Source organism: Emergencia sp. 1XD21-10 (assembly GCF_009936045.1).
In the GTDB taxonomy this organism is placed as follows: Bacteria; Bacillota; Clostridia; order Peptostreptococcales; family Anaerovoracaceae; genus Senimuribacter; species Senimuribacter intestinalis.
In genome coordinates this window covers 154,720-179,544 of the sequence record NZ_QWEQ01000002.1, presented here as the reverse complement: position 1 = coordinate 179,544, position 24,825 = coordinate 154,720, and the positions used below count along the sequence as shown (strand labels likewise).

Genomic DNA, 24,825 nt, shown 5'->3' with positions numbered 1-24,825 from the left:
TATTTTCCTGGATTGAGGTGACAATAAGGTGGAATTATATTGACAAAATGTTTAAAATATGCTATTATTGTGTCAATAAGTAAAGTGAATTGACGCTATGCAAGGAGAATTTTTATGAAGAAACAATTTCAACCTGATGATATGAAATATATCCGTTATCTATCAGGGATTGCAGTAAATCCACAGGGGAGCCTGGCTGCCTGGGTCAATTATAAAGGGGATGAAGAAACTGGGCTGTTTTCCGGACAAATCCACCTGACGGATTTGAAAGACAGCGCTCCGCAGGTTTTACAGCTTGCAGGCAGCTGCAGTCAGCCGCAGTTTTTAGATGACGATACGCTGCTTTATTTGTCTGATGCAAGCGGCGAGAGACAGTTATATCAGTATAATATTTTAACACAAAGTTGTGAAATGCTGACATCTGCAAGACATGGAGTCAATCGTTACAGCTTGTCGAGAAATGGGAAAAAGGCTGTTTTAGAAATTGATTTATGGCAGCAGGAGGTTGACGATGCGTCCATGTTTGTCATCATGTCAAATGAAGAGAAGACTGCGTGGAAAGAAGAAGTGGAATACAGTCCTTACGAAATCACCGATTTGACCTACAAAATGGATGAATGGTATGGCATGCGAAAAGGTCAGCTGCCGAAGATTGCAGTTCTGGATATTGAGAGCGGAGCGCAGGAACTTTTGACCGTAGATGGATTGGAATATGTGTATCCACAGATTTCACCTGATGGCAGTACAGCCGCTTTCTATGGATATCCCCATACAGGTGCAAAGGGACGGCAAGCGGAGCTATTCCTTTGTGATATTCAGGGAGGGAAGCCAAAGCTGCTGACAAATGACATCGGAGTTTATGCGGATACTTGTCCGGCTTTTTCAGAAGATGGCAAAGAAATTGTGTTCGCTGTCTGTCCGATGCTGGAAGATGGAAGTACCATCATACTGCCTTATGCATACAGTCTGAAAGATAATAAAACGAGAGCCGTAATCGGGGAGGAAGAAGATCAACTTTGCCATGGACTCAATGGATTTCCTGTGGGACGTTCAGTATATGGAGAGAGCAGCAGTTATTTTGACTGTGCGAAGGATGATTATCTGTACTTTTTGTCAACTTTCTGCGGAAGAGAAAGCTTGTACAGAAAGCACTTACACAGAATTGAAGAACCTGTAGAACTGATTTTAGCGGGAGAAACCTGCATTCACGAATTTGCGATAGCAAAGGAGGGAAGTCTGGTATATTTAATGGCAAATTTTGAAGGACCGGCAGAAGCTTACGTCAAATTGGCAGGCACTAAGGAGGCACACAGGCTAACTGATGCGAATCCTTGGCTTTCTGATTATGAACTGCCAAAGACAGAGGAACTTTCTGTGAAATCCTTTGACGGAAAGGCTGATTTGCAAGGCTGGGTGATGCACCCGGAAAATCAGGAAAAGGGACAGAAATATCCGGCGGTGCTTTATATTCACGGCGGTCCGGAATGTACCTTTACAGCAGAATACTGGCATGAGTTTCACGCTCTGGCAGCTGCCGGCATGGCGGTAATTTTTGCAAATCCAAGGGGCAGCGTCGGCTATGGCAGAGCTTTTTGTGCAGGCGGAATCGCTTGGGCGAAGGAAGCCATGGACGACTTGATTGCTGTGGTGCAGGCAGCCTGCGAAAAGGGCTTCATCGATGAAAAGCGAATCGGTGTAACCGGAGGCAGCTATGGCGGATATATGACAAATAAATTTATTGGCAGAACAAACCATTTTGCAGCAGCAGTAACGCAGCGTTCACTGATTAATCCGTCAACTTCTTACGGAACAGGTGATATGGGATTCATTTCAGCAAGACCGAACTGGGAAGGCATGAAAATGCTGGATGAGCTTTTGGATAGAGCAAGAGGGAATGCGATTACCTATATCGACAACATGAAAGTGCCGCTTCTGATTTTGCACGGCTATAAAGATTACCGCTGCAGCTTTGAGCAGGCAGAACAGCTTTTTATTGCGATGAAGGATAGAAATCCTGGAATTCCGGTGCGTCTTGTTATGTTCCCGACAGAAAATCACGGCGTAGACAGAATTGGAAAACTATATAATCAGATTAGGCATCTTTCGGAGATGACAGACTGGTTTACCACATATTTGTGCGGAGGTGGGAAACATGAGTAAAAGAACTTCTAAATTTGCAGATTGTCTGGAGCTTCAGAGATTTACCGGAGCGGATTATTTAGAATCAAAAAGCTTGATCGCATATGCGGTAGAAGGAGCTGTCAAACTGAGAAACCTGGCAGATGGGACCGAAAAAACGATTACAGCCGGAGGAGGCGGTGAGGGGAGCCCTGCTTTTAGTCCCGATGGAAAATTGCTGCTGTTTATTTCTTCTACAGCAGCAGGACGTCAAATTCATATCTGTGATTTAGAAACTGAGGCAGTTAGACGGGTTACTTCTATGAAAACGCCTGTCATGGAGCCAATCTGGTCACCGGACGGCAGCAGAATTTTGTTTGCTTCTCCATCGGCAGGCAGCAGCCCGCAGCGCAAATATGAGGATGAGGCAATTGTAATAGAGGATTTTGGGTATAAATTTGACGGTATTGGATTTTATACCCCGGATAGTCATATGCATCTTTACATGACAGAGATTGAGACGGGAAAGACCACACAGCTTACAGACGGGGATTTTGACTATATGCACCATAACTGGTCGGCAGATGGAAGCTTTGTAATTTGTGGAAGCAGTAGATTTCGTGATAAAGAACAGCTTCTGGGCATGGATCTTCTTCGGATTGAAGCAAAAGAACCGGCACAGGTTGGCAAAATCAGTCGTTTAACGCAGGATTTATGGCTGGTTTCCTACCCGAATCCGGTTAGACCGGTGGCAACACCTGACGGAAAATATATTATCGCAGGCTGTTTGGAAATGCCAAATGATATACAACTATCAGACGAAATAACCTATCCGGATGTGTACCTTTATAAAATCGCAACAGATGGAAGCGGATATCAGTGTATTTTCGAACCTTCCGAGGATTGCTTGCAGTGCGTACAGTTTCCGTATAATGCTTTCTGCGGTTGGGGTTTTGACAAGCTGCAGGTCAGTGAAGATGGAAAGGAAGCGTTTTTCCACGCAGGCTGGCAAGGTCAGTGCCGGCTTTACGGTGTACCGGTTGATGGCGGTGCAGCCCGCGTAATACAAAGCGGGAAGAAGGTCGTCCATGGTATTTCAACCATTCAGAACGGCAAGGCTCTGATTGCGGTTTGTGAGGAGACGGTACCGGAGAGATATCAGATTTTGGAACTGGCAACCGGCGTATGTACTGAGACCGGTATTCAGTCTGCCCAGGAGTTACTTGATGCAGTGAACTACAGTCAGCCGGAGGAGTTCTTTGTGGATACACTGGATGGAGACAGTCGTGTACATGGGTGGGTCATGCCGCCTCAAAATCTGGATGCGTCTAAAAAGTATCCGGCGATTCTGTATGTACATGGCGGACCGCATCCGTTTTATACCTACGGCTTTACTATTGAGCACCAGTGCTTCGCAGGAGCAGGCTATGCGGTGATTTACTGCAACCCGAGAGGAAGCTCAAGCTATGGCATGAATCACGGAGATATTAAAAAGGCTTATGATAACAGGGCTTATGAGGACTGTCTTCAGATTGTGGACGAAGCCTGCAAGAGGTTTTCTTGGATTGATCCAGAAAGAATCGGTGTGACAGGAGGAAGCTATGGCGGCTATATGGTAAATTATATGGCAACTCATAGTAAGCGGTTTAAAGCCTATGTTACACAGCGGAGTATTTCAAATAATATGATTAGCTACGCCAGCAGTGACATGCAAGGGTGCAGCAAGGATTATGACAGCTTCGAAGAGTTTATGGTTAACCAGCTGAAAGAATCTCCCGTTGCCTATGCGGAGCGTATTGACAGGCCGCTTTTGATTCTCCATGGAACTGATGATTTGCGTACACCGGTAGAAGGCGCTCACCAGCTCTTTGTGGCGGTGAAGGATTTGCACCCGGATCTTCCTGTAAAGATGGTGCTTTATCCGCACGTAGCGCATGAGCAGCCGTCTCATCCTAAGCAGCAACAGCATTACTACGATGAGATGCTGCAGTGGTTTGATACATATCTATAACCCGGTAAAAAAGGAACGCCTCATTTGCTGTCGCCAGATAAGGATATTTTTATGTAGGGTACGGTGCAACTCTGTAAAAGGGGTTACACCGTATCCTTTTGTTATGCTACAAATTTGAAATCCTGCGGATTGTTCCGTATTTCTTCCATCGTGGCAAGGATTTCTTTCTCCGTGAGAATATCTATCTTATGGTATGTACCGACCGAAAACAGTCAGACTTCTCCCTTGGCTTGGAAGAAGGGTAATCACATCCAAATGTAACCAGCTTATTGCTGACCTTATCCGATTTAAAGTCGTCCTCTCAATTTGGAATATTGTCTACATATAGTTGTTGCTATTTTCAAAACTGTATGGTATAATAATTGCATACATTATTTATTTTTGTATGAGGAAAGTTGGTGCCTGCTTGAGTAAAAAAGAAATTTTAAAAACGGTAATTGAAAATAACGGAGGCATTGCAAAAACTTCAGATTTTGTCGCTAACGGGATAAATAAATACGAGGTAGCGGCTTTTTGTAAAGAAGGAGTCATTGAAAGAATTCGCAGAGGATTTTATCAGCTCCCCCAAAGTAAAAGTATTACAGAAGAACAGCTCATACGGGAGCTTCTTCCGCAAGGAGTTATTTGTGTGGAGTCCGCTTTGTTTCACTACGGATATAGTGATTTTTCTCCCCGTGCATGGTCGATTGCTGTGCCGAGAACAGCGTCCCGTGCCGTAAAGAACATTGAAGAATTTCCGATGAAGGCTTACTATATTCAAAAGGAATTTTTAGATATAGGTAAGTCCACAAGCAATTTTAACGGTGTAATATTGCCTGTGTATGACCGTGAGCGAACAATATGCGATTGCTTTAAGTACCGCACAAAACTTGACAACGAAATTTTTAATAAGGCTGTCAACGCCTATGCTGTTGACGAAAAAAAGAATCTTGCAAATTTGTCTAAATACTCAAAGCAAATGAAGCTTTATACAAAGGTTATGAATGTAATGGAGGTGCTGCTTAATGGCTGATATAGCTGCGTCCGTGCTGGCACGGCTCAAAAACAAAGCTGCTGAAAGCGGCAGAAGCTATCAGCTCTGCTTACAACTCTTTTGCCAAGAGGAATTTTTGCGCCGTTTGGAAAAGTCCAAGTATGCTGAAAACCTCGTGCTGAAAGGCGGTTTGTTCCTCTATTCTCTTACTGACTTTGATAGCCGAGTGACAGTTGATGTGGATTTTTTGCTTCGACAAATACCTAATACACCAGAGCAGTTAAGAGGTATCCTTGAAGAAATTATAGCAGTTCATACCGGCAATGATTTTGTTACCTTTGAGATAAAGGATGTTGCACCTATTGCCGTTGCAAAGAAATATGCCGGTATAGGTGCATCAATAGTTGCTCGTATAAAAAACACACGCGCACCGTTTGGCATTGATTTCGGTGTTGGCGATGTTATCGTGCCGAAGCAGGAAAGGCGAAAAATACCCACTCAGCTTGATGATTTTATTGCACCCACAGTTAATACTTATTCCATTGAAGCGACTGTTGCTGAGAAAATTGATGCAATCCTTAGCCTGATGGAATTTTCCAGCCGCATGAAAGACTATTACGATATTTATTATCTTGCAAATAAATTTGATTTTGATGGTAATGTGCTGACCGAAGCACTCAGAAAAACCTTTTCGAACCGTGAACACAATTTTACAGCGGAGCAATTTGAACAGGTTATGGGCTTTGATAACGATGTGGCAATGCAGAAGAAATGGAAAGCTTTTGTCCGCAAAATCGATACGAAAACAGATGACTACAGTACCGTACTGAAAACAATAAAGGCTTTCTTGGCAAAACCATTTACAGCAGCAGTTGAAGACAAAGAATTCACTGAAAAATGGTTTGCCACTAATGGCGAGTGGATATAAGGGAGAAAGAAAAATGGAATGTAAAGATATATTGAATTTAATTGCAATAGTTGTAATTCCCATAGCTGCTGTCTTGATTGGACAGTATTTACAAAACAGAGCAGAAATAAGAAAAGATAAAATGCAGATTTTTAAGACACTTATGACCTCGCGAATATATGGATGGACACAGGAAAGCGTACATTGTCTTAATATAATTGATATTGTGTTTGCAGACGATAAAACAGTTCGTGATGCTTGGAAAGATTTATATGACAAGTATTGCGTTCAAAACCCGGACGCAGCACAACTTAAAAAAATCCAAAATGCACAGTACAAATTGCTGGAAACTATATCAAAATCTCTTGGATATAAAGATAAGGTTACTTGGGAAACAATTCAAAACCCATATGTTCCAAATGGAATGATTAAGCAATGGCAAGAGCAAGCGGCATCACAGCAAGCGTATAATACTCTGTTAAATACAATGGCTAATATTGTGCCAAAGGAGCAGAAAAATACGGAGGGGCAGAAATGAGTACGAATATATCAAAACAAAAGCGTGAAAATTTGCTTGCTAAAATCAAAGAAATCCGAACATTTATTTCTGCTGCACCACAGGACGAGAATACGGGCAATCTTCTGTCCTACCTTTCCGACCTTGAAAAAGATGTGAAAGGCAAGAAATACGGTCTTGTATTTGAGGAACACCGTGAAGAAATTGACGAGGTGTTGGATACACATACGCCGGTACTAACCGAGGATAAAGATTTTTTCATTGACAATGGCGGACAGATGAATTTTCTCATTGAGGGAGATAATCTTGCCTCATTGCATCTACTGGAAAAGACACATAAAGGTCAAATTGATCTTATCTACATAGATCCGCCGTATAACACATTAAAGGAAGGATTTACTTATTCTGATACCTTAGTAGATAAAAATGATACTTTCAGACACTCCAAATGGCTGTCCTTTATGAAACCACGAATGACTATCGCTCGTAGTTTGCTCTGTAAAAATGGCGTTGTCTTTATCTCTTTGGATGACAACGAAGTAGCAACATTACGTATATTGTGCGATGAGATTTTTGGCTACCAAAATTTTGTTGCTAACGTAGTATGGGAAAAGAAATTTTCGCCTCAAAATGATGCAAAATGGCTTTCTGATAGCCATGACCATATTCTTGTATATGCAAAAAACAAAGAAGAATGGCATCCCAAATTACTGACTAGAACAGAAGAAATGGATAGCAGATATTCAAACCCTGATAATGATCCAAGAGGGCCGTGGACATCCAGTGATTTTACAGTCAAAACTGCTTCTGAAGCATATATGTACCCTATTGAAACGCCATCAGGTCGCATAGTTATGCCTGCTGCTAGTAGGAGTTGGGTTACTTCTGAAGAAAACTATATAAAACTTAAAAACGATAATCGTATTTGGTTCGGAAAAAAAGGAAACAATGTACCACGAATTAAAACTTTTTTGTCTGAAGTTCAACAAGGAACAGTATGTAAAACACTTTGGTATCGTACGGAAGTCGGTGATACACAAGAAGGCACCAGAGATTTGAAAACTGTATTTGGTAAAGCAGGCGTATTTACCAATCCCAAACCTATTCGATTAATTGAACGAGTTTTAGATATTGCTTCTTCTGGCGACAGTATAATTCTTGATTTCTTTGCGGGTAGTGGCACAACGGGACATGCTGTTTTAAAATACAATGAAGAACATGAAAACAGCAATCGCCGTTTTATTCTCTGTACGAGTAACGAGAGTAATATTTGCCGAGATGTCACTTATGAACGTATTAAGCGTGTGATTGACAAAGAGGGGTACGCTACAAGTCTTAAATATTATAAAGTTGACTATGTTCCGATTTCAGACCGCTTGTACTATGAATACGCAGATGTGCTTTTAAAGCATATCCGTGAGCTGGTGGAATTGGAAAACGGTGTGAATTTCACGGGAAATGCTGAAATTGGTATTGTACTAACCGAAGAAGAACTTGACGAGTTTATGGCGAATATCGAAGCCTATGGCAAGTGTTGTAAACTGTATATGGGGCATGATCTACTACCTGATGAGGAGCAGGAACAGTCCCTTGCTGATCACGGCATTGAGATCAATATTATTCCCGACTACTATTATCGGGATTTGCAGGAGGTGTAACTGTGCAACTAAAAAAATATCAGTTATCGGCTGTAAAATCGCTGTTTGAGGCGATAGATAAGCCTGTACGTGACATTATCCTGAAAAGCCCTACGGGCAGCGGTAAAACCATTATTCTCACCTATTTTATGCACCAATATGTGCAGTCCTATCGCAATACCGTGTTTGTATGGCTCACTCCCGGCAAGGGCAATTTAGAGGAACAGAGCAAGGAAAAGATGGATAAGTATATCCACGCTGCTCAGACAAAGCTGCTTTCCGATGTCATGACGGGCGGCTTTGAAGAAAACGATAACTGTTTCATCAACTGGGAAAAGCTGACGAAAAAGGGCAACAACGCCCTGAAAGACAGCGAACGCACCAGCTTCTTGGAGCATATCGAGCACGCTCTGAACGCCGGTTTGCATTTTATCGTCATTGTGGACGAAAGCCATCAGAACAACACGGTAAAGGCGGATGAAATCATTCAGTATTTTCATACGGACAAGATTATCCGTTGTTCCGCTACGCCGAAAGGCATCAAAAATGCGGAAATCATAGAAATTCCTGAAGCGGATGTTATTGCCGAGGGACTTATCAAGAAAATGCTCATCATTAATGAGGATTTTCCACAGCGTGTGGAAATGGAGAACGCCACCAACTATCTGTTGGAACAGGCGTATGCCAAGCAGCGTAAAATCCGTGCGGAGTTTCTTTCCGCCGGAAAGGACATCAATCCTTTGATCGTGGTGCAGATTCCAAACAAATCGGAGAAATTGCAGGACGATGTGGAACGATGGTTTGAAACGCAAGGCGTAACCTATGAAAACGGTCAGCTTGCGGTGTGGCTCTCTGATATGCACGAAAACTTGGAGGGCATTGAAGAAATCAATGCTCCCTCTGTTGCTGTTATTATCAAGCAGGCTGTTGCCACGGGCTGGGACTGTCCGAGAGCCTCCATCTTGGTAAAGCTTCGTGACAATATGGATGAAACCTTTGAAATTCAGACCATTGGGCGTATTCGCCGTATGCCGGAGGCACACTACTACGGTAAAGATTTGCTGGATAATTGTTATCTTTACACTTTCGATGAAAAATTCACCGCCGGTGTCAAGCTGAGCCTTGGCAAAGGAGCTTTGGAAGCAACTACCCTGTTCCTTAAAAATGAGTATAAAGGCATCACCCTGACCTCCGAACAGAGAACGATGGTGACAGATCACCGCAATCCGAAAAAGGCTCTGCTCTCTGTAGCAAAGTATTTTGAGGAAAACATCAAGACCGGCTCGAATAAGGCGGAGAACAAGACACGCTTGCAGGCGGCGGGTTTTGAATTTAGCGCCGATATTCTGCGTCACACCCTTTCGGGTGAAACTGCAACCTTGGATTTTGCTTCGGCAGATATGAATACGGTCGTCATTACCGAAAAGCTGAATACCCACGATCACGGTCATATGTACCATCAGAAGGTGGGTAAAATCGGTATGGAGATCGGAATGGAATACAGCTATATGAATACGATCATTCGTAAGCTGTTTGATCGCAATTTTACATACAGCCGTAAAATCCTCGCAATGGAGCCGAGAGAGGTCTACGCATTTGTTATCAACAATGCCGATCTGCTACGCCATACGGTGCGTGAAGCGATGGCGGCGGAACTTGAACAGCTTACTCTTGATATTAACCAAGTATCAAAGGTGTCGTTCCATATTCCGCAATCTTGCCTGTTTACCTACGACGGTACAGCAAAAACGCAGTTGGAAATGAAGAAAAATGTATATCAGGGCTACCTTTCCTCTGCGGAAGTCCGCTCTTCCTCGGAACGCAAATTCGAGAAATTCTGCGAAAAGTGCGATGCCGTGGAATGGGTATATAAAAATGGTGATAAAGGCAATGAGTATTTGTCCATCGTATATGCGGATAATTCGGACAAGCAGAAGAATTTCTATCCTGACTATATAATCAGCGTAAACGATGAAGTTTGGATTGTGGAGACCAAGGGCGGCTTTGACCGTAGCGGCAATAGCCAAGATATTGACATTTTCACGCCGAAAAAATTCGCTGTGCTGAAAGATTATTTGGAACGCTACGGCTTAAAGGGTGGCATTGTCCGCTATGATGAAAAAAGTGAAGAACTGTGCATTTGTATGGACAGCTATTCCGAGGATATTAACAGCGATAGCTGGGTTGTGCTGAGTGATATTTTGAAGTGAGGTGAAAGTCTTGAAGATAACTGACCACAAGGTGCTAACTGAGTTTTCTCCTGCAAAAGTTCAATTTTTCAGAATAGATCCTGAAGATATTTCAGCAACATTATCAGATATTTTGCGTACTCTCATGGACTTGTCTTGGCTCAGTAAATTCGATCAAGACTTTGAACAGAAAGCCTTTGCCTCCCGTGCAAAGAAAACTATTGATGATATTAAAGAAAAGTTTGACAAATGCGTTGATGACAGTATCAGCAAAGACGCCGGCGAGTATGTGGTGTCTGAATTAGCTAGAGAAACTATGGTTTCTGAACTGGACTATTTAGATATTCCTCTTGATGAGCTTGTTGGTAAGAAGCGCTCTGGAAATCCTGGGTTTGATTTTCATTCGCAGAATAAAATTACGGATACGGTTATTTTCGGTGAAGCGAAATATGTTGCTACTACAACAGCGTATTCGTCAGCATTGCCGCAAATTGTCAATTTTGTCAGAGATGGAAAAGATGTTGAGGATCTTCCTGAATTAAAACCGTTTTGCACAACATCAGCTTTGCAAAGAGCAGCCGATGGAAGAAAGGGATTTTCTGCCGCTTTTTCAGCAAAAACCACCAGTACAGACAGAATAATCGCTAATATTAAGAAACGTTCAGACTTTCAATCGTTACTTCAATACGAAGAAATCATTTTAGTGGCGGTGGACTTATGAATACTGTTTTAGAAAAGGGCAATATCATTGCCAAAATCCGAAGAGGGGAAGATTTGGAGCAGATTATCGACTATGTCAAATCTGAGATTTATCAAAACGGTCCCAATAGCTCTGTGGTTTTAGAAATAGTTTCATATTTTAAATTGTTCCAACCAGAGTTTTTCAAGAAGGACGAGCAAGAAATAATTGCCACGATGGGGCTGTTTTTCAAACAACCCAAAATTGAAAGCCTTACAGGATCAGTCTTTAAGATGTATCATCAGCAACTCAAAGACGAATTTGGCAATGACTATACGCCAATGCAGGCAGATATTCTTAAGAAGATACGAGATTTACAGTATTTCAGCTTTTCAGCACCAACAAGTACAGGGAAATCATTTGTATTTCGACATCTTATTACTGATTGTTCCAATGATGTGGTTGTCATTGTCCCTTCAAGAGCACTCATTAACGAGTACTATGACCGATTGAACAGTCTTGTAGACAGAAAGACTGTAAATGTCCTGACTTTTGTTGATAAGATTAATGCAAAACACATTCACAGAAATATTTTCATACTGACACCTGAGCGTGCAAAAGAGTTGTTCAAAAATAAAGATTGGCTAAATATTGATTTGATTCTGTTTGATGAAGCCCAGCTCAGTGATGAACACTCGGTGCGAGGTCTCTATTTTGATAGTATAGTGAGGCGAGCACTAAAGTATTTTCCTGACGCAAAATTCGTTTTTGCACATCCGTTCGTCGAAAATCCCGAAGCACAATTGCAGAAAAATGGAATTGAAATCATTGATACAACGGCAACATACAGCAATTATGAATTAAAAAATGTAGGACAGATTTTTTATACTCATGACACAACAAGCCAAAAATTCTATCATTTTGGTAGTGACCCTACAACGCTTGGAAAACGCAAGCTAGAAGCAAACTTTGATCCTATTGAGTCCGCACTGAAAAAGGGTGGTAGTGTACTGATCTATGTGCCAAAGTCGCACATTTACAATAAGCAGATATATGGTCAATTTCAGAAGTATATTTCTATGTGCCAACCAATTAATGATCCTATTGCAATAAAAATGATAGATGAGCTAAAGGAGTATATTGGTGCTTCAACAACGGATAAGTTATTTTATAACTCTGATATGCTGGAAAAACTGAGATGCGGGATTGTTGTTCATCACGGTTCAATGCCATTGACAGCCCGTTTGATATTAGAGCATTTTACGCAGCAGGGCTTCTGTAAAATCTGTTTTGCTACTTCTACTCTGGAGCAAGGAATCAATATGCCATTCGATGTGGTTTATCTTGACCGCTTCGAGGAAAGTAAAACACTTTCTGTTAAAAATCTGATTGGTAGAGCCGGTCGCTCTACTAACAAACCTGTATTTGATTTTGGTAGCGTCATTTTGCGACCAAATGCAATGAGTAGATTCCGAAAGGTGTACCGCAAGAAAAATATTCTTTCGTCAAAATCTCGATTAGATACCACAGACGATAAAATGGACAAGAAATATGAGGAGTACAAAGAAGCAATCAAAACAGGGGAATTCTCTGACGAGTATAATCTTACAAATAAAGATCTTGAGAAATTAAAGTCAGATAGTGTTACTACGGTAGTCCCTACATTGTTGGATATGATGTTTACTGATGCAGGCTTTGTGTTGCCTAATACAGTAGCAAAAGAGGTGTATGAGGATTTTCAGTGTTTATACAAGCAGTATTTAGGTCGAGAACTAACCGCAGCAGAAAAATTCGTTTTTGATTCCGCCATCAAAATAATGATCTGGAAAGTGCATGGCAAAACATTTAGTAAAATTTGTCAAGAGAGATATGCTTATGTTTCCAATGTTGCCCAACGGCGATTATGGTCACGAGCAGGTCAACAAGATCGTGCTGACAGCCTGACAGTTCGCTACATTGCAGGTTATAGTGATATCCCGAATAAAGAATTGCGTACTTTCCCCTTATTCCGTGCTGAAACAAAGGGTAAAGATGTCGATTACGACCGTATTGTCTATGATACATATGATTTCCTCGATAAACTTATAGGATTTAAGCTGAGTGATTTGTTCTATGCGATTTTTCATCAGTATTATCTTGCGTATCAAGACAATCGTGCTGAGAGGTTGGCAAAGTACATCAAATATGGAACGGAAGACTCGACTGAGATATGGATGTTACGATATGGGTTTTCTTTCGAAGAAATTGAATGGTTGAAGCCTTGTGTTGAAAGCATTGATCAAATGGAAATTAAATTTAACGAAAAAATTGAAAATCTCAGCGATGCTCAGAAAAGTAGTATTTCAAGATTTATTTTTTAAAATTGCATGGGTTTTGAGAACTTCTCACAATGTGTATTTGAACTTAACACAACGGCGGCAAGGATTTCTTCTTGCCGCCGTTCTAAGTTAGTTGTAAATTATATCGTGATTCACGATTTCTGTTGCTCTGCTTTGGATGTTATTCATTCGTGCAACCCACTTCATTTGATTATCCGAGTTGAGCCGTTCGATCACACCTTGACATTCTACCATCTGATTTATCAGTCGAAGAAACATATCTTCTGCTTGCTCGTTAATATCGGCAAGATAACTGTTCAGCTTGTCGTTTGTGAGCAAATTCATATATATTACTCTATGATTTTGCTTTAGGTAGTGGCAGTTCCGTTGTTCCCATAAACTGACAGGTCTATTTTCTTCTTCGGATGGTAAGGTAAGGCAGGGAATAAGATAATCACCTTGCTGTTCGTATGTACCGCCCATCTGTTCAAATATTGTCTTTTCTATAAACTTAAACCTCCGTTATCTTAATTCTAAATTTCTTAATCGGTGCGTGAGCAAATTTGATAATGAGTTTACTTCTCAAATTGTTCAGATTGTCGATAATAATACTGTACTCATAATCATCAATCGCCAAGTGGTATTTTGCTTTTGTATACGCTCGACCTCCTTTACACCTACGTTGTAACAGGAGGTTATCGAGATGACGAATGTGCGATTTATTTTTTGGCATAAAAAAGACAGCGTGAAAAACATTTCTGCCTTCTACGCTGTCTTTTCTCTTTTGTAACGCCCATAAAACTGTATTTCAATGGTATTTTCAAATTACTTCCCTATATGGCGTTAGCATTTGAGACGCTCCTTTTCCATTACATAGTAGTGAAGTTTTTATAAATTGTCTTTTTTCATTTCTCCATCTACCATAACCATTTTTACGTGGTCGGCATGAGTCAGACAGCTGATATCGGAAAGAGGATTGCCATCTACGATGACGATATCAGCCAGTTTTCCAGGCGTTAGACAACCGGTGCTGGCATCTTCGCAAAGGAGATGTGCGGCATTTGATGTACCTGCTTTGATGGCTTCCATCGGTGTCATGCCAGCTCTGCACATGGCAGCGAATTCTTTACCGTTCTCCAGATAAGGGCTGTTTGGGCTGTTGGAAAAATCAGTTCCCAGTGCAATACGAATTCCAGCTTTGCGTGCCATTTCAATAGTTTTGACATTTGCAGCTGCACAGGTTTTGACCTTTTTCTCCATCCATTCAGGAAGCCCGGGAATATTGGCAACACCCAAAGACACAGCGAGGGTGGTGACTAAAGTGGCATCCATTTCTTTCATCAAATCAATTTCACGCTGCGTTAAGTACACGCCGTGTTCTATGCAGGTGATACCGGAAAGCAGCGCTTGATAAGTGCCTTCATATCCGGTGCAGTGGGCACAGACATAGCTGTGATGGCGTTTTGCTTCGTCAGCAATTGCCTTTAGTTCTTCCGGGGAAAACTGAACGTCATCCAGACGGTCTGTAGGAGAAGAAACGCCTCCAGTAGCGCAGATTTTAATGAATTTTGCCCCGGCGCGGAATTGTTCTCTGACTCCCTGTACACAGTCCCACGGACCATCGACGAGTCTGGAGGTATGATCCAGGCGATTCAATTCTTCTTTTGATAAGGATGGATTCATATCCACGTGACCGGAAGTAATTCCCAGGATTTTTCCGCCGGGCATGATTTTAGGACCGCGAAGAATGCCGCGTTCCACCGCACGGGAAAGATACAGACCATTTTCGGACATATCCCGCAGAGAAGTAAAACCGGCATCCAGAAGCAGACCGCATTGATAAGCGGCGCCCAGCAATTGATCGCCAAAGATTTTGCCATCTGCAAAGTTTCCGGCGTTTTCATCGCCGAAAAGGTGAGCATGACAGTCGATAAAGCCGGGCAGGATGGTTCCAGTTCCGGCATCAAGCAAAGTTGTGCTGTTATCTGTATCAAAAGCTGCAGCATCAAAATCGGTTTCCGCACCGGCATAGACGATGCGGCTTCCTTCAACGGCAACGAGTCCGTTTTCTATAGGGGTATCGGATATACCGTCGATAAGGCGGCCTTTTAAAATGTATGAAATCATAATAATCTCCCTTCTTTATATGACTTCATCATAGCAATAAATAAACATTTTGTCAATATAGAGTTGACGAAATGAAATTCATTCTATATAATAAAGATGATACAAGAAACAATTTGATGGAGGACATGATGGACACTATAAAACAGCTATGGATAACGCTTAGACCGTATATGAGTGAAGAATATGATTTTCAGTATGCGGATGTTGAGATGACCTTGGAAAGTCCGCAGTTTGCTGCAGGCGATAAGCTGGCGGATTTATGGAAGATGGTCGCGGGGGTGCCGGGGGCACAGTTTACAGAGGAAGGTCTTTGTGCCTTTGACGATGAGGGAGCGCTTTCTCTTAGCGAAACCGTGGAAAAGGATGTTACTGGTTTTGACAAGCGAGTATGGCGCGTGAAAAGGGAAACTGCAGGTAATGTACGGTTTTCTTACCGTTTTCTGCCTAGAGATTTGACTGGCGTGGACAGATGTCATCCATATTTTGATACGATTCAGGAGAAAAATGGCGCATTGATTTCCGGTGTAACATCTCTTGCAGCAGTGGAGGAAGGAAAGTACCACATTCATTTTATCTGGGATAAATCGAAAATGCCGGAGGATGCTGATGTTGCAGCGATAAAAGGCTGCGGAAATTTTGATTATATCGGAACGCCGCAGGACTATACTTTCTCACTGTATTTGACAGGGAAAATCAAAAGAGTCAGTGATGAAAGCGGAAAGCGGAATATCTACTGGCTGGATGAAAATTTACCGGATCAGGAAAAAGTTACTAGGCAGCTGCCAACACTTCTTTCTGCAATGTGCGAGTTTTTCGGCGATGAAGACTTAGCGTACAGTGTATTTTTCCGCAAAGAGCCGTTTTCTATTTCTAATGGAGGAACCGCTTTTGACGGCGGATTCGTGTTTGGTTACAGTGATACAATGCCGCTGATTATGGAAGAGGCTCTTAACACCCTTGCCCATGAAATTGTGCATAATTGGCCGGCTCTTGACGAACCGGCAGGGAAGGGACCGTGGTATAGTGAGGGTACCGCAGAGTTTTACAGTGTAATGATTCCTCTTCGCCGTGGAATTGCAGGCTATGAGCAGGCGGCAGGCTGGATTACGGAAAAGTGTACCAATTATTACAATAACCCACATCAGTCAATGACCTGTGAAGAGGCTTACGAGAAAGCGTGGGAAGATAGCGGGATTCAGCGTGTTCCTTATGGGAGAGGTTTTATCTATCTGGCGGAGACGGATTATCTGCTCAGAAAGAAATCCGGCGGCAAGAGAAGTTTAGACGATTTGGTTTTACTAATTGTGGAACGAAGAAGAGCAGGAGAGAAGGTAACTGTTTCAGACTGGGAAGCTTTGATTGGAGAAGAACTGGGTGAAGAGGCAGTTGAACACTTTAGAAGGGTGATGGCAGGAACTGAAGTAATCGCTGCTGATGATCAGTGGTTTGACGGCAGATTTTCTTTTGAAAAAGGACGCTATGAGGATATAAAGAAAGGCGCTATTGAGGGGGCACTGATTTGGCGCAAGAAAGAGGATTAAATGATGTACGATTTTGATAGAGCAGGAGCCTATGAGGGAACGGAAAATTTGAAAGCACGCTTTAGACCGGAAGTGCTGCGTAAGCAGGGTGTTACCAGCTTTTCGGCAGCCGAAATGGATTTTTCGACAGCGCCCAGCATTAGGGAGGCAGTAAAAGCAACGGCGGAACGAGGCATTTATGGCTTTACGATTCCAACACAGCAGTATCTGGATGCGGTAAAGTGGTGGCATAAAGAGATGCGCAGCTGGGAAATTGCGGATGAATGGATTGTGCCTGCGCTGGGAACGATTTTTTCAGTTGCCACGGCTATCCGCATGACAACGAAAGAAGGCGACGGGATTATTGTACAGACGCCGGTCTATTATCGCTATGAGCAGGCGGCGACCCGAATGAAACGGAAAACGGTACATAATCCGTTGAAAATTGTAGATGGGCAGTATCAGATGGATTTTAAGGATTTAGAATCTAAAATGCAGGCACCCGAAAATAAGCTTTTGGTGCTTTGTAATGCACATAATCCTATAGGCAAGGTCTGGCCACTAGAGGACCTTCGGAAAGTAGCGGCACTGTCAGCAAAGTATCAGATGCCGGTTATCTGTGATGAGATTTTTGGTGAGATGACCTTTGAAGGACATCAGGCTAAGCCTTATGCTTCCATTGAAGAAGGACAGGCGTATGCGATTACTGTCACATCACTGGGAAAGGCTTTTAACTTCACCGGCGTCAATCATGCTCATGCGATTATTCCTGATGCAAAGCTTCGTGCACGTTACGAAGAGCAGAAATATGCGGATCATTACGGAAGTCTGGGACCTTTTGAATATGCTTCCGTTTTGGGTGCCTACTGTCCGGAAGGAAAGGCCTGGTTTACGGCTGTAAGAGATTATATTTACAAAAACGGTGTTTGGGTAAAAGAATTTTTACGAGAGCATCTGCCGCAGGCATACGTATTTCCTGTGGAGGGAACAACCGTCTGCTGGATTGACTGGTCGTTTCTTGGTATTTCAGGAAAAGAGCTCCACGATTTCTTTGAGAGAGAGGCTCTTTTTGAGGTGGAAACAGGAGAAGTTTACGGAGAAGGCTGTGAGAGGATGACAAGAATGAATCTATCCAGTTCGAGAGTGCAGATTGGGGAAGCCTTAGAAAGAGTGGCAGAAGCTTGTAGCGAATTGACAAAATGTTTTAAAAATTATTGACAATTTGTCGCAAAATGGTATAATATAGACATAAAATTGAAAGGAGATTGGCAAAATGTCAACAAACAACAACGACCGTAAATTGCCTATGAGAGTACTGATGGGGTATCCGCTTCTCAACGTGTCAGCAACATTGCAGATGCTGCTCCAGATGTACTTTCTGCTGATGTTTTTCACAAACTTTCTTGGTATCAGTGGAACAGCAGCCGGACTTATTATCATGATTGCCCGTATTTGGGACTTTATCAATGACCCTATGGTGGGAATTATTGTAGAAAAGAGCAGGAGACCGAATAAGTGCATTTTCTTCATGCGTTGTGCGCTGATTCCGGTAGGAATTTTCATGGTGCTCTGCTATTCAGCGCCGGATTTATCTTATACTATGAAGGTCGTATGGGCTGCAGTATCCTTTATAGGATTGGGAATGTCTCAGACTGTTTTCAGTATTTCTAAGGATTCTCTCAGACCAAAACTGACATCTAATGGTGCAGAACGTGCAAAGCTGAATGTCTATGACAACGTGTATAATACCATCCTTAACGCTGTTGTACCGGCAGTAACAATGCCCCTTGTCGGCTGGCTGGCAGGCTACGGCGAAGCGACAGCCTTTGCAAAACTTGCTGCAATTTATGCGGTTGTGTATGCAATTATTGGTTATGTCGGCACTTGCACAGTAAAGGGCTATGAGTATGAAGACTATGAAGAGGAGGGCAACGTCAAATCAGCTGCGCCGAGTGCGGGACAGATGATAAAAGCACTGGCAGAAAACAGACCTGCTTTGGCGGTTCTGACAATGCAGGTGGTGAAAATGCTGATTTCCTCCATTGGAGGTGCTGTCATGGTCTACTACTGTACTTACAATTTGGGAGATGTTAACGCCATGTCCTATGCTTCTGTACCGAGCACGATTGTCGGACTAGTACCGGTTCTGCTTCTGGTGCCGCTGTATAAGCGATTCGGAAATGCAGGTACAGGTTTAATTGGATGTACGCTGGCAGCTCTCAGCTTGCTTGCAGCAGTTATTACAGGTGTGCCTAGCGTCACTTTTTATATAGTCATCACCACCGTGCAGTCTCTCGGGCCTGTAATGGTAAGCGCAGTGGTACCGCAGTGTATTATGGACTGTGTTGACTATGGCGAATGGAAGACAGGGCACAAGAATACCAGCGTCATTATGAGCGCATATGGTATTGGAACAAAAATTGGATTGGCATTTGGTACTACGGTTGCCGGATTTGTACTGGATGCAGTCGGCTTTGATCCAACTGCTGCAACCCAGCCGGCAAATGTGCTTAGCGCCTTTTTCCATCTGCAGTTCACTGCACAGCTTGCAGTATATGTAGTCATGGGGCTGCTTCTGCTGTATATCTACAAAATTGAAAAGAAGCTGCCGGAGCTGAAAAAAGAGATTGAGGCTAGAAAAGCAGCACAGTAATGTGTACATAAAATGAGATTATCGTATGAATAAAAGCGGCAGCAATGTCGCTTTTATTTTTCGGATAGGAGGTTTGGAAAAGATGAATGATGCAATACGGTGGCAGGAGGCTGCTCCACAGCTGATTGCTATAGAGGAGCGTGCAGGACAGGCTCAGGCAGCGGTTACAGGAATAAGCGCGATGGAAGCGGCTGAAATTATAAAAAAGACCGCTATTGGAAGCGGACTTTCGATTCTGGTTTTTAATTCTGCCAGAGGTGTTGAGATTGTTGTTCGCGGCAGGGATGCGTATGAGTATCTTTTGCGGTTTTTAAGGGAACTGTCAGTTAGTGAATGTGTTAAGTGAACTATTTAAGAGTTTCTTCCACTTCGTGACAGTATTTATAGATTGTATAACGGGATACGTTCAGCTGCTCTGCAACGTATGTAATTGACTTCTGAAAGCTGAAAGCATTGCGCTGTATTAAAAGGGCAATGAGCTGCAGACGGTCATTTTTTTTCATAGCCTGCGGCGTTTTTCCAACGATGGACAGGCAGTCTTTGAAGATTTCTTCCAGTTGATTGTTGCTGGAGTCTTTGATGGCATCATTGAGATCGCTGCCGATGGCAACGAGACCTTCCAAGGTAGCCATAGCGCTGCCTAAAGATGTGTAGTCAAAATTAATACCCAGTGCATAGTGATAGTCTTCCCCCACATAGTTAAAAGTCGTAGACTTGATATATCTCCCATTTTTGGTAATCGCGAGGGAGTTGATGATATCAGTTTCCGGCTTAAAATGATAAGGCGCAGTATCTGTATCTTCTGCTTGAGCAGTGCGTGTTCCTACTGTCTGCAGGTGTCCTTCTGCCATGATATCATCACCGAAAATATCGGCAGTAGAGCCTACAGATCTTCCGCTGACATGACCGTTATAAATAGCGATAATAGGGTGACCCGGTATACTCATGTCGTGAATCAGTGTTTCGCAGGAGTGACCAAACATCTGTGCAAGGCCTTCTGCGGTACGGGTCATAAAATCTAAAATTTGTTCTTTGGTCTGTTTATTTTCTTTGTTTTGACTCATTGGCGATAATCCTCCCTGAAGCTAGCTTGTCTTTGACAAAACCAGTATTATTCTACCATGGTTTGTGGCAATCAGCAAGACAAATTGTAAGCAAAACCGATAGGGGAATCCTATCGATGACGTATGCAGCAGAGGATGACATGAAATTAATTGACTGTTTGTCAACTGAATATTGACAAACAAACTCCTGCGGAGTATAATCAAATTAGTAAAGACAATGATGAAAGATGAGGTGATTTTAATGATTGCAGAAAAAAGAATTGAAGAACTCGGAATAGAATTACCCTTAGCGTCTCCTCCAGGTGCAATGTACATTCCGGTAAAACAACTGGGAAATGCTCTATTTGTTGCAGGACAGGTACCTTTTGTTGATGGAAAGCTTTTAGTAAGCGGCAAGGTAGGAGATACTGTTTCTATGGAACAGGCTGAGGAGGCAGCGAGAAGATGCATTATCAATTTAATGGCAGCGCTGAAGGACTATTTGGGAGATTTGGATAAGGTGAAAAACATTACGAAAATCCAGGTGTTTGTCAATAGCAAGACAGGCTTTATGCAGCAGCATCTTGTAGCAAACGCTGCTTCGCAGCTTCTTTATGATGTTTTTGGTGAAAAGGGAAGACACGCACGAACTGCTGTGGGAACCAATCAGCTTCCTATGGATGCACCGGTAGAAATTGAGGCGATTGTAGAAGTTTAAAGAGCAAACCATGATTTTGAGGAATTGCAGACTGGGGGGAGAATTGCTGAATGTGAACTGAGGTACAAAGGCGGCAAAGGATTTCTGCAATACTAGAAATGGCAAATTTATAAGGCAGGATGTTGGTTTGACGGCAAATAACCGTTAGAGCGCATCCTGCTTTTGTTTGCGTAAAGTACAGTAGTAGGCGGGGTCTCATGAAAGCAGATTTTGGGAAAAGTTTCCTGTTGCATGGAGTCAAGGAACGTGATATAGTGAAATCACATAAAAGAACATGCGTTCTTAATAAGGAGGCGCAAGGGATGACCATTTTACATGTGGATGCCAATTCAGCATATCTCAGCTGGAGCGCTGTGAAGCTTTTGGAGCAAGGATACGGACAGGATATCAGACAGATTCCTTCTGTCATCGCAGGAGACCCGAAAGATCGTCACGGCATTATTTTAGCGAAGTCTATGGCAGCGAAAAAATACCAGATTAAAACTGGCGAGAGCCTTTTTGAGGCGTTCCGCAAATGTCCGAATCTGCAGGTATTTCCTCCGGACTATGACCTTTATCTGGCGTGCAGTGAGGCCATGTACAGTATTTTGCAGGAATATTCACCAGTGATACAGCGTTTCAGCGTAGATGAGTGCTTTGTGGAACTGGACAGGGGCAATCGGAATTGTGCACAAGCGATAGAGACCGCTTTTATCATAAGGGATCGGATTCGGACAGAATTGGGATTCACCGTCAATGTCGGAGTGGGTACTAATAAATTACTGGCGAAGATGGCAGGGGAATTAGAGAAGCCAGACAAGGTGCACACGCTTTTAAATCGCAAAGAAATTGAAGAGAAGTTATGGCCTCTTCCTGTAGGTGAACTGTTTATGGTAGGCAGGGCATCAGTGCGGAAACTCAGAAAGATTAATATCAATACTATAGGAGACCTGGCACATAGCGATAAGGCACTTTTGCGCAGCCTTTTGAAAAGCCATGGACAGCTGATCTGGGAATACGCCAATGGAATTGATCATGATAGAGTAGTGCCCAATGATCAGGTTTTGCAGAAAGGTCTCAGCAACAGCATGACACTGCCCTATGATGTGACGGATAAAGAGGAGGCGCAGCACTATATTCTGGCACTGACCGACAGAGTAACAAGCAGGCTGCGAAGGCATCGGTGCAAGGCGTCGCTGATCGGAATCAGCGTTAAGACCAATGGATTTATTCGTTATAGCCATCAGATGCAGCTGTCTTTTTTTCTGGACGACACCACTGGCATTTACGATTACTTGTGTCAGCTGTTTTCTGCGTGCTGGAAAGGAGAACCTATCCGCCAGATAGGCATTCATTTGTCTGCTTTTGTTCGCAAAGATGAGTATCAGCTGTCTATCTATGATTTGCAGCGGATTGTAGAAGATGAGAACTTAAATGCAGTGGTGGATCAGATTAGAGATCGATTTGGGCAAACAGCCATTTATCGAGGGACTTTTGTCAATACGGATATGAAGCCTTTGGAGGGCGGCGTCAATGATGGAAATTATGTGATGATGGGAGGATATAAGCTATGAAGATCGTGGCAAAACCTATAGACGTAGTCGCAGTCTTTGCAGACCACAAGAAGCCGGTTCCGTACAAATTCAAGTATTATGAGGATTCCGGCGAGCGAATCGCAGTGTCTGTGGATCGGATTCAGTGTGTGGAGGAAAGCAGGCTGGCGGGGATTCATGCTTTTATTTACACCTGTCAGTCAGAAATCTGCGGAATCGAAAAAATTTATCAGCTGAAATATATTATTGAACAATGCAGGTGGGAACTCTATAAAGTATGACGACAGAAATTTAATGGGAAAAGTCGGCAATAAAAGCGAAAAATCTGTTCACCCTTAGGGAAAGATATGTTATAATGATTCCATAATCTCAAAGCGGCGTTGCCGCAAGGAAGGAATCATTGAAGCATGACTAACGATTTTATTCTTAAAGGAGTCGTCATGCTATAATAACCTCACAGCGCAAACAAAATCGAAGATTTTGGCGCTTGAGAGAACATTGAAGCATGACTTGCGATTCTATTTTTAGAGGAGTCGTCATGTTAGAATAACCTCACAGAGCAAACAAATCAAAGGAGCATAGAATGGAACCAAAATATAAACGTGTTCTTCTGAAGATTAGTGGAGAAGCGCTTGCCGGCAGTGACAAATTCGGAATCAATGAGGCGATGACGCAGAAAGTCGCAAGACAAGTCAAGGAAATCCATGATCTCGGCGTGGAAGTTGCCATCGTTGTGGGCGGAGGCAATTTCTGGAGAGGAAGAACCAGCAAAGATATGGATCGTGCAACAGCAGATTATATGGGTATGCTGGCGACGGTAATGAACTCTTTAGCACTGCAGGATGCACTTCTTGCAGTAGGCGTCAAGGCTAAGGTGCAGACTGCAATTGAGATGAGAGAGATTGCTGAACCATATGCCAGAAGAAAAGCAATCAGTCAGCTGGAACACAAGGATATTGTTATTTTCGGTGCAGGAACAGGAAACCCGTTCTTTTCCACCGATACAGCCGCAGCTCTTCGAGCTGTGGAAATAGATGCGGATGTAATTTTACTGGCAAAGAATGTGGACGCAGTGTATTCGGACGATCCGAACACCAATCCGGATGCGGTTAAATACGATGAACTGACCCACATGGAAGTTTTGGAGAAGGACCTGAAAGTCATGGATTTGACAGCCGCAACTTTGTGCAAAGACAATCACATTGCCATTCATGTGTTCGGCATTTCTGAAGAGGGAAATGTCCTGCGCGCAGTTTATGGCGAAAAAATCGGCACGATTATCAAATAGGAGGAACCAAATGAGTAAAAGTTTAGAAGAAAGAATTGCAAAGAGTATTGCAGTTCTAAAAGAGGATTTGAACACAGTCAGAGCAGGCAGAGCAAACCCTGCATTATTAGATAAGGTATCAGTGGATTATTACGGAAGCCCGACACCGCTTAAGAATCTTTCCAATATCTCTGTACCGGATCCAAGAACCCTGATGATTGCACCTTTTGATCCAAAGTCCATCGGTGACATTGAAAAGGCAATCAATATGGCAGAAATCGGTATTACGCCGTCTAACGATGGAAAATGTATCAGACTGACCATTCCGCAGCTGACAGAAGAAAGAAGAAAAGAACTGACTAAGACTACCAAGAAAATGGGAGAAGATGCTAAAGTTGCAGTTAGAAATCTGAGAAGAGAAGCTAACGACAGCCTGAAGAAACAGCAAAAAGACGGAGAACTGACAGAGGACGATCTGAAGAAAGAACTGGACATTGTGCAGAAGACCATCGAAAAGGCTGTAAAAGACATCGATGAGGTTGTGGCAGCAAAGGACAAAGAAATTTTAGAGATCTAAAATATGAAAGAGATTTTATAAAATGCGGGGCTGTTTCAT

General features: G+C 42.7%; 22 protein-coding genes. 18 read left to right on the top strand and 4 right to left on the bottom strand.

Features of this window, described 5'->3' with window-relative positions:
- The first annotated feature begins 114 nt into the window (after positions 1-114).
- The 9 genes from D1151_RS00965 to D1151_RS00925 all read left to right on the top strand — a co-directional run bounded on the left by D1151_RS00965 (position 115) and on the right by D1151_RS00925 (position 13,391).
- On the top strand, positions 115-2,160 hold the full coding sequence (locus D1151_RS00965) for a S9 family peptidase (protein WP_161907611.1): 2,046 nt from the start codon (positions 115-117) through the stop codon (positions 2,158-2,160).
- Positions 2,153-4,129, top strand: coding sequence for a S9 family peptidase (locus D1151_RS00960; RefSeq protein ID WP_161907610.1), 1,977 nt, complete (start codon positions 2,153-2,155; stop codon positions 4,127-4,129). Before D1151_RS00965 ends, D1151_RS00960 begins: the two co-directional genes overlap by 8 nt.
- Before the next feature lie 406 nt (positions 4,130-4,535).
- Positions 4,536-5,141: a type IV toxin-antitoxin system AbiEi family antitoxin domain-containing protein gene (locus tag D1151_RS00955; protein ID WP_243151126.1), complete on the top strand. Its 606-nt coding sequence runs from the start codon at positions 4,536-4,538 to the stop codon at positions 5,139-5,141.
- Positions 5,134-6,030 (top strand): nucleotidyl transferase AbiEii/AbiGii toxin family protein, encoded by an 897-nt coding sequence (locus tag D1151_RS00950; protein ID WP_161907608.1) that lies wholly within the window; start codon positions 5,134-5,136, stop codon positions 6,028-6,030. Before D1151_RS00955 ends, D1151_RS00950 begins: the two co-directional genes overlap by 8 nt.
- Before the next feature lie 13 nt (positions 6,031-6,043).
- Positions 6,044-6,547 carry a DUF6680 family protein gene (locus D1151_RS00945; protein ID WP_161907607.1) on the top strand — a complete coding sequence of 168 codons (504 nt, stop codon included), beginning with the start codon at positions 6,044-6,046 and terminating at the stop codon, positions 6,545-6,547.
- Positions 6,544-8,184 carry a site-specific DNA-methyltransferase gene (locus tag D1151_RS00940; protein ID WP_202620358.1) on the top strand — a complete coding sequence of 547 codons (1,641 nt, stop codon included), beginning with the start codon at positions 6,544-6,546 and terminating at the stop codon, positions 8,182-8,184. The genes D1151_RS00945 and D1151_RS00940 overlap by 4 nt, the downstream gene beginning before the upstream one ends.
- 2 nt (positions 8,185-8,186) lie before the next feature.
- Positions 8,187-10,373 carry a DEAD/DEAH box helicase family protein gene (locus D1151_RS00935; protein ID WP_161907606.1) on the top strand — a complete coding sequence of 729 codons (2,187 nt, stop codon included), beginning with the start codon at positions 8,187-8,189 and terminating at the stop codon, positions 10,371-10,373.
- Positions 10,374-10,383: 10 nt separating this feature from the next.
- Complete coding sequence (locus tag D1151_RS00930) at positions 10,384-11,073, top strand: hypothetical protein (RefSeq protein WP_160260014.1); 690 nt, start codon at positions 10,384-10,386, stop codon at positions 11,071-11,073.
- A complete protein-coding gene (locus D1151_RS00925; RefSeq protein WP_161907605.1) occupies positions 11,070-13,391 on the top strand; it encodes a DEAD/DEAH box helicase in 2,322 nt (773 codons plus the stop codon). Before D1151_RS00930 ends, D1151_RS00925 begins: the two co-directional genes overlap by 4 nt.
- A gap of 87 nt (positions 13,392-13,478) precedes the next feature.
- On the opposite strand, the gene D1151_RS00920 is transcribed toward D1151_RS00925, so the two are convergent.
- The 3 genes from D1151_RS00920 to D1151_RS00910 all read right to left on the bottom strand — a co-directional run bounded on the left by D1151_RS00920 (position 13,479) and on the right by D1151_RS00910 (position 15,476).
- Positions 13,479-13,856, bottom strand: a complete 378-nt coding sequence (locus D1151_RS00920; protein ID WP_161907663.1) for a TnpV protein — start codon at positions 13,854-13,856, stop codon at positions 13,479-13,481.
- 4 nt (positions 13,857-13,860) lie between these two features.
- Complete coding sequence (locus D1151_RS16975; protein WP_306770820.1) at positions 13,861-13,986, bottom strand: hypothetical protein; 126 nt, start codon at positions 13,984-13,986, stop codon at positions 13,861-13,863.
- A gap of 251 nt (positions 13,987-14,237) precedes the next feature.
- Entirely contained in the window at positions 14,238-15,476 is a 1,239-nt protein-coding gene (locus D1151_RS00910; protein WP_161907604.1) for an amidohydrolase family protein, read from the bottom strand.
- Positions 15,477-15,547: 71 nt separating this feature from the next.
- Between D1151_RS00910 and D1151_RS00905 the strand changes: the two genes are divergently transcribed.
- The 4 genes from D1151_RS00905 (at position 15,548) to D1151_RS00890 (ending at position 19,995) form a co-directional block, all read left to right on the top strand.
- Positions 15,548-17,017 (top strand): hypothetical protein, encoded by a 1,470-nt coding sequence (locus D1151_RS00905; protein ID WP_161907603.1) that lies wholly within the window; start codon positions 15,548-15,550, stop codon positions 17,015-17,017.
- Positions 17,018-18,214, top strand: coding sequence for a MalY/PatB family protein (locus D1151_RS00900; RefSeq protein WP_161907602.1), 1,197 nt, complete (start codon positions 17,018-17,020; stop codon positions 18,212-18,214). It begins immediately after the preceding gene.
- A 55-nt stretch (positions 18,215-18,269) separates the two neighbouring features.
- The gene (locus tag D1151_RS00895) at positions 18,270-19,649 is read left to right on the top strand and encodes an MFS transporter (protein WP_161907601.1); all 1,380 of its coding nucleotides are present in this window, start codon (positions 18,270-18,272) and stop codon (positions 19,647-19,649) included.
- Positions 19,650-19,731: 82 nt separating this feature from the next.
- Complete coding sequence (locus D1151_RS00890) at positions 19,732-19,995, top strand: hypothetical protein (protein WP_161907600.1); 264 nt, start codon at positions 19,732-19,734, stop codon at positions 19,993-19,995.
- A 1-nt stretch (position 19,996) separates the two neighbouring features.
- On the opposite strand, the gene D1151_RS00885 is transcribed toward D1151_RS00890, so the two are convergent.
- Complete coding sequence (locus D1151_RS00885) at positions 19,997-20,713, bottom strand: transcriptional regulator (RefSeq protein WP_161907599.1); 717 nt, start codon at positions 20,711-20,713, stop codon at positions 19,997-19,999.
- A gap of 241 nt (positions 20,714-20,954) precedes the next feature.
- Here D1151_RS00885 and D1151_RS00880 point away from each other — a divergent pair, with 241 nt between their 5' ends.
- The 5 genes from D1151_RS00880 to frr all read left to right on the top strand — a co-directional run bounded on the left by D1151_RS00880 (position 20,955) and on the right by frr (position 24,786).
- Positions 20,955-21,410: a RidA family protein gene (locus D1151_RS00880; RefSeq protein ID WP_160200787.1), complete on the top strand. Its 456-nt coding sequence runs from the start codon at positions 20,955-20,957 to the stop codon at positions 21,408-21,410.
- Positions 21,411-21,712: 302 nt separating this feature from the next.
- Entirely contained in the window at positions 21,713-22,963 is a 1,251-nt protein-coding gene (locus tag D1151_RS00875; protein WP_161907598.1) for a DNA polymerase IV, read from the top strand.
- Positions 22,960-23,223: a hypothetical protein gene (locus D1151_RS00870; protein ID WP_161907597.1), complete on the top strand. Its 264-nt coding sequence runs from the start codon at positions 22,960-22,962 to the stop codon at positions 23,221-23,223. The genes D1151_RS00875 and D1151_RS00870 overlap by 4 nt, the downstream gene beginning before the upstream one ends.
- 302 nt (positions 23,224-23,525) lie before the next feature.
- Complete coding sequence (gene pyrH, locus D1151_RS00865) at positions 23,526-24,230, top strand: UMP kinase (protein WP_161907596.1); 705 nt, start codon at positions 23,526-23,528, stop codon at positions 24,228-24,230.
- 10 nt (positions 24,231-24,240) lie between these two features.
- Complete coding sequence (gene frr, locus D1151_RS00860) at positions 24,241-24,786, top strand: ribosome recycling factor (protein WP_160200791.1); 546 nt, start codon at positions 24,241-24,243, stop codon at positions 24,784-24,786.
- The last annotated feature ends 39 nt before the right edge of the window (positions 24,787-24,825 follow it).

Excerpts from the sequence above, each read along its gene's own strand:
- D1151_RS00940 (WP_202620358.1), top strand. The coding sequence starts at position 6,544 with ATGAGTACGAATATATCAAAACAAAAGCGTGAAAATTTGCTTGCTAAA.
- D1151_RS00925 (WP_161907605.1), top strand. The coding sequence starts at position 11,070 with ATGAATACTGTTTTAGAAAAGGGCAATATCATTGCCAAAATCCGAAGA.
- pyrH (WP_161907596.1), top strand. The coding sequence starts at position 23,526 with ATGGAACCAAAATATAAACGTGTTCTTCTGAAGATTAGTGGAGAAGCG.
- D1151_RS00945 (WP_161907607.1), top strand. The coding sequence starts at position 6,044 with ATGGAATGTAAAGATATATTGAATTTAATTGCAATAGTTGTAATTCCC.
- D1151_RS00960 (WP_161907610.1), top strand. The coding sequence starts at position 2,153 with ATGAGTAAAAGAACTTCTAAATTTGCAGATTGTCTGGAGCTTCAGAGA.
- D1151_RS00885 (WP_161907599.1), bottom strand. The coding sequence starts at position 20,713 with ATGAGTCAAAACAAAGAAAATAAACAGACCAAAGAACAAATTTTAGAT.
- D1151_RS00895 (WP_161907601.1), top strand. The coding sequence starts at position 18,270 with ATGTCAACAAACAACAACGACCGTAAATTGCCTATGAGAGTACTGATG.
- D1151_RS00965 (WP_161907611.1), top strand. The coding sequence starts at position 115 with ATGAAGAAACAATTTCAACCTGATGATATGAAATATATCCGTTATCTA.
- D1151_RS00900 (WP_161907602.1), top strand. The coding sequence starts at position 17,018 with ATGATGTACGATTTTGATAGAGCAGGAGCCTATGAGGGAACGGAAAAT.
- D1151_RS00875 (WP_161907598.1), top strand. The coding sequence starts at position 21,713 with ATGACCATTTTACATGTGGATGCCAATTCAGCATATCTCAGCTGGAGC.
- D1151_RS00905 (WP_161907603.1), top strand. The coding sequence starts at position 15,548 with ATGAAATTCATTCTATATAATAAAGATGATACAAGAAACAATTTGATG.
- D1151_RS00950 (WP_161907608.1), top strand. The coding sequence starts at position 5,134 with ATGGCTGATATAGCTGCGTCCGTGCTGGCACGGCTCAAAAACAAAGCT.
- D1151_RS00890 (WP_161907600.1), top strand. The coding sequence starts at position 19,732 with ATGAATGATGCAATACGGTGGCAGGAGGCTGCTCCACAGCTGATTGCT.
- D1151_RS00870 (WP_161907597.1), top strand. The coding sequence starts at position 22,960 with ATGAAGATCGTGGCAAAACCTATAGACGTAGTCGCAGTCTTTGCAGAC.
- frr (WP_160200791.1), top strand. The coding sequence starts at position 24,241 with ATGAGTAAAAGTTTAGAAGAAAGAATTGCAAAGAGTATTGCAGTTCTA.
- D1151_RS00880 (WP_160200787.1), top strand. The coding sequence starts at position 20,955 with ATGATTGCAGAAAAAAGAATTGAAGAACTCGGAATAGAATTACCCTTA.
- D1151_RS00910 (WP_161907604.1), bottom strand. The coding sequence starts at position 15,476 with ATGATTTCATACATTTTAAAAGGCCGCCTTATCGACGGTATATCCGAT.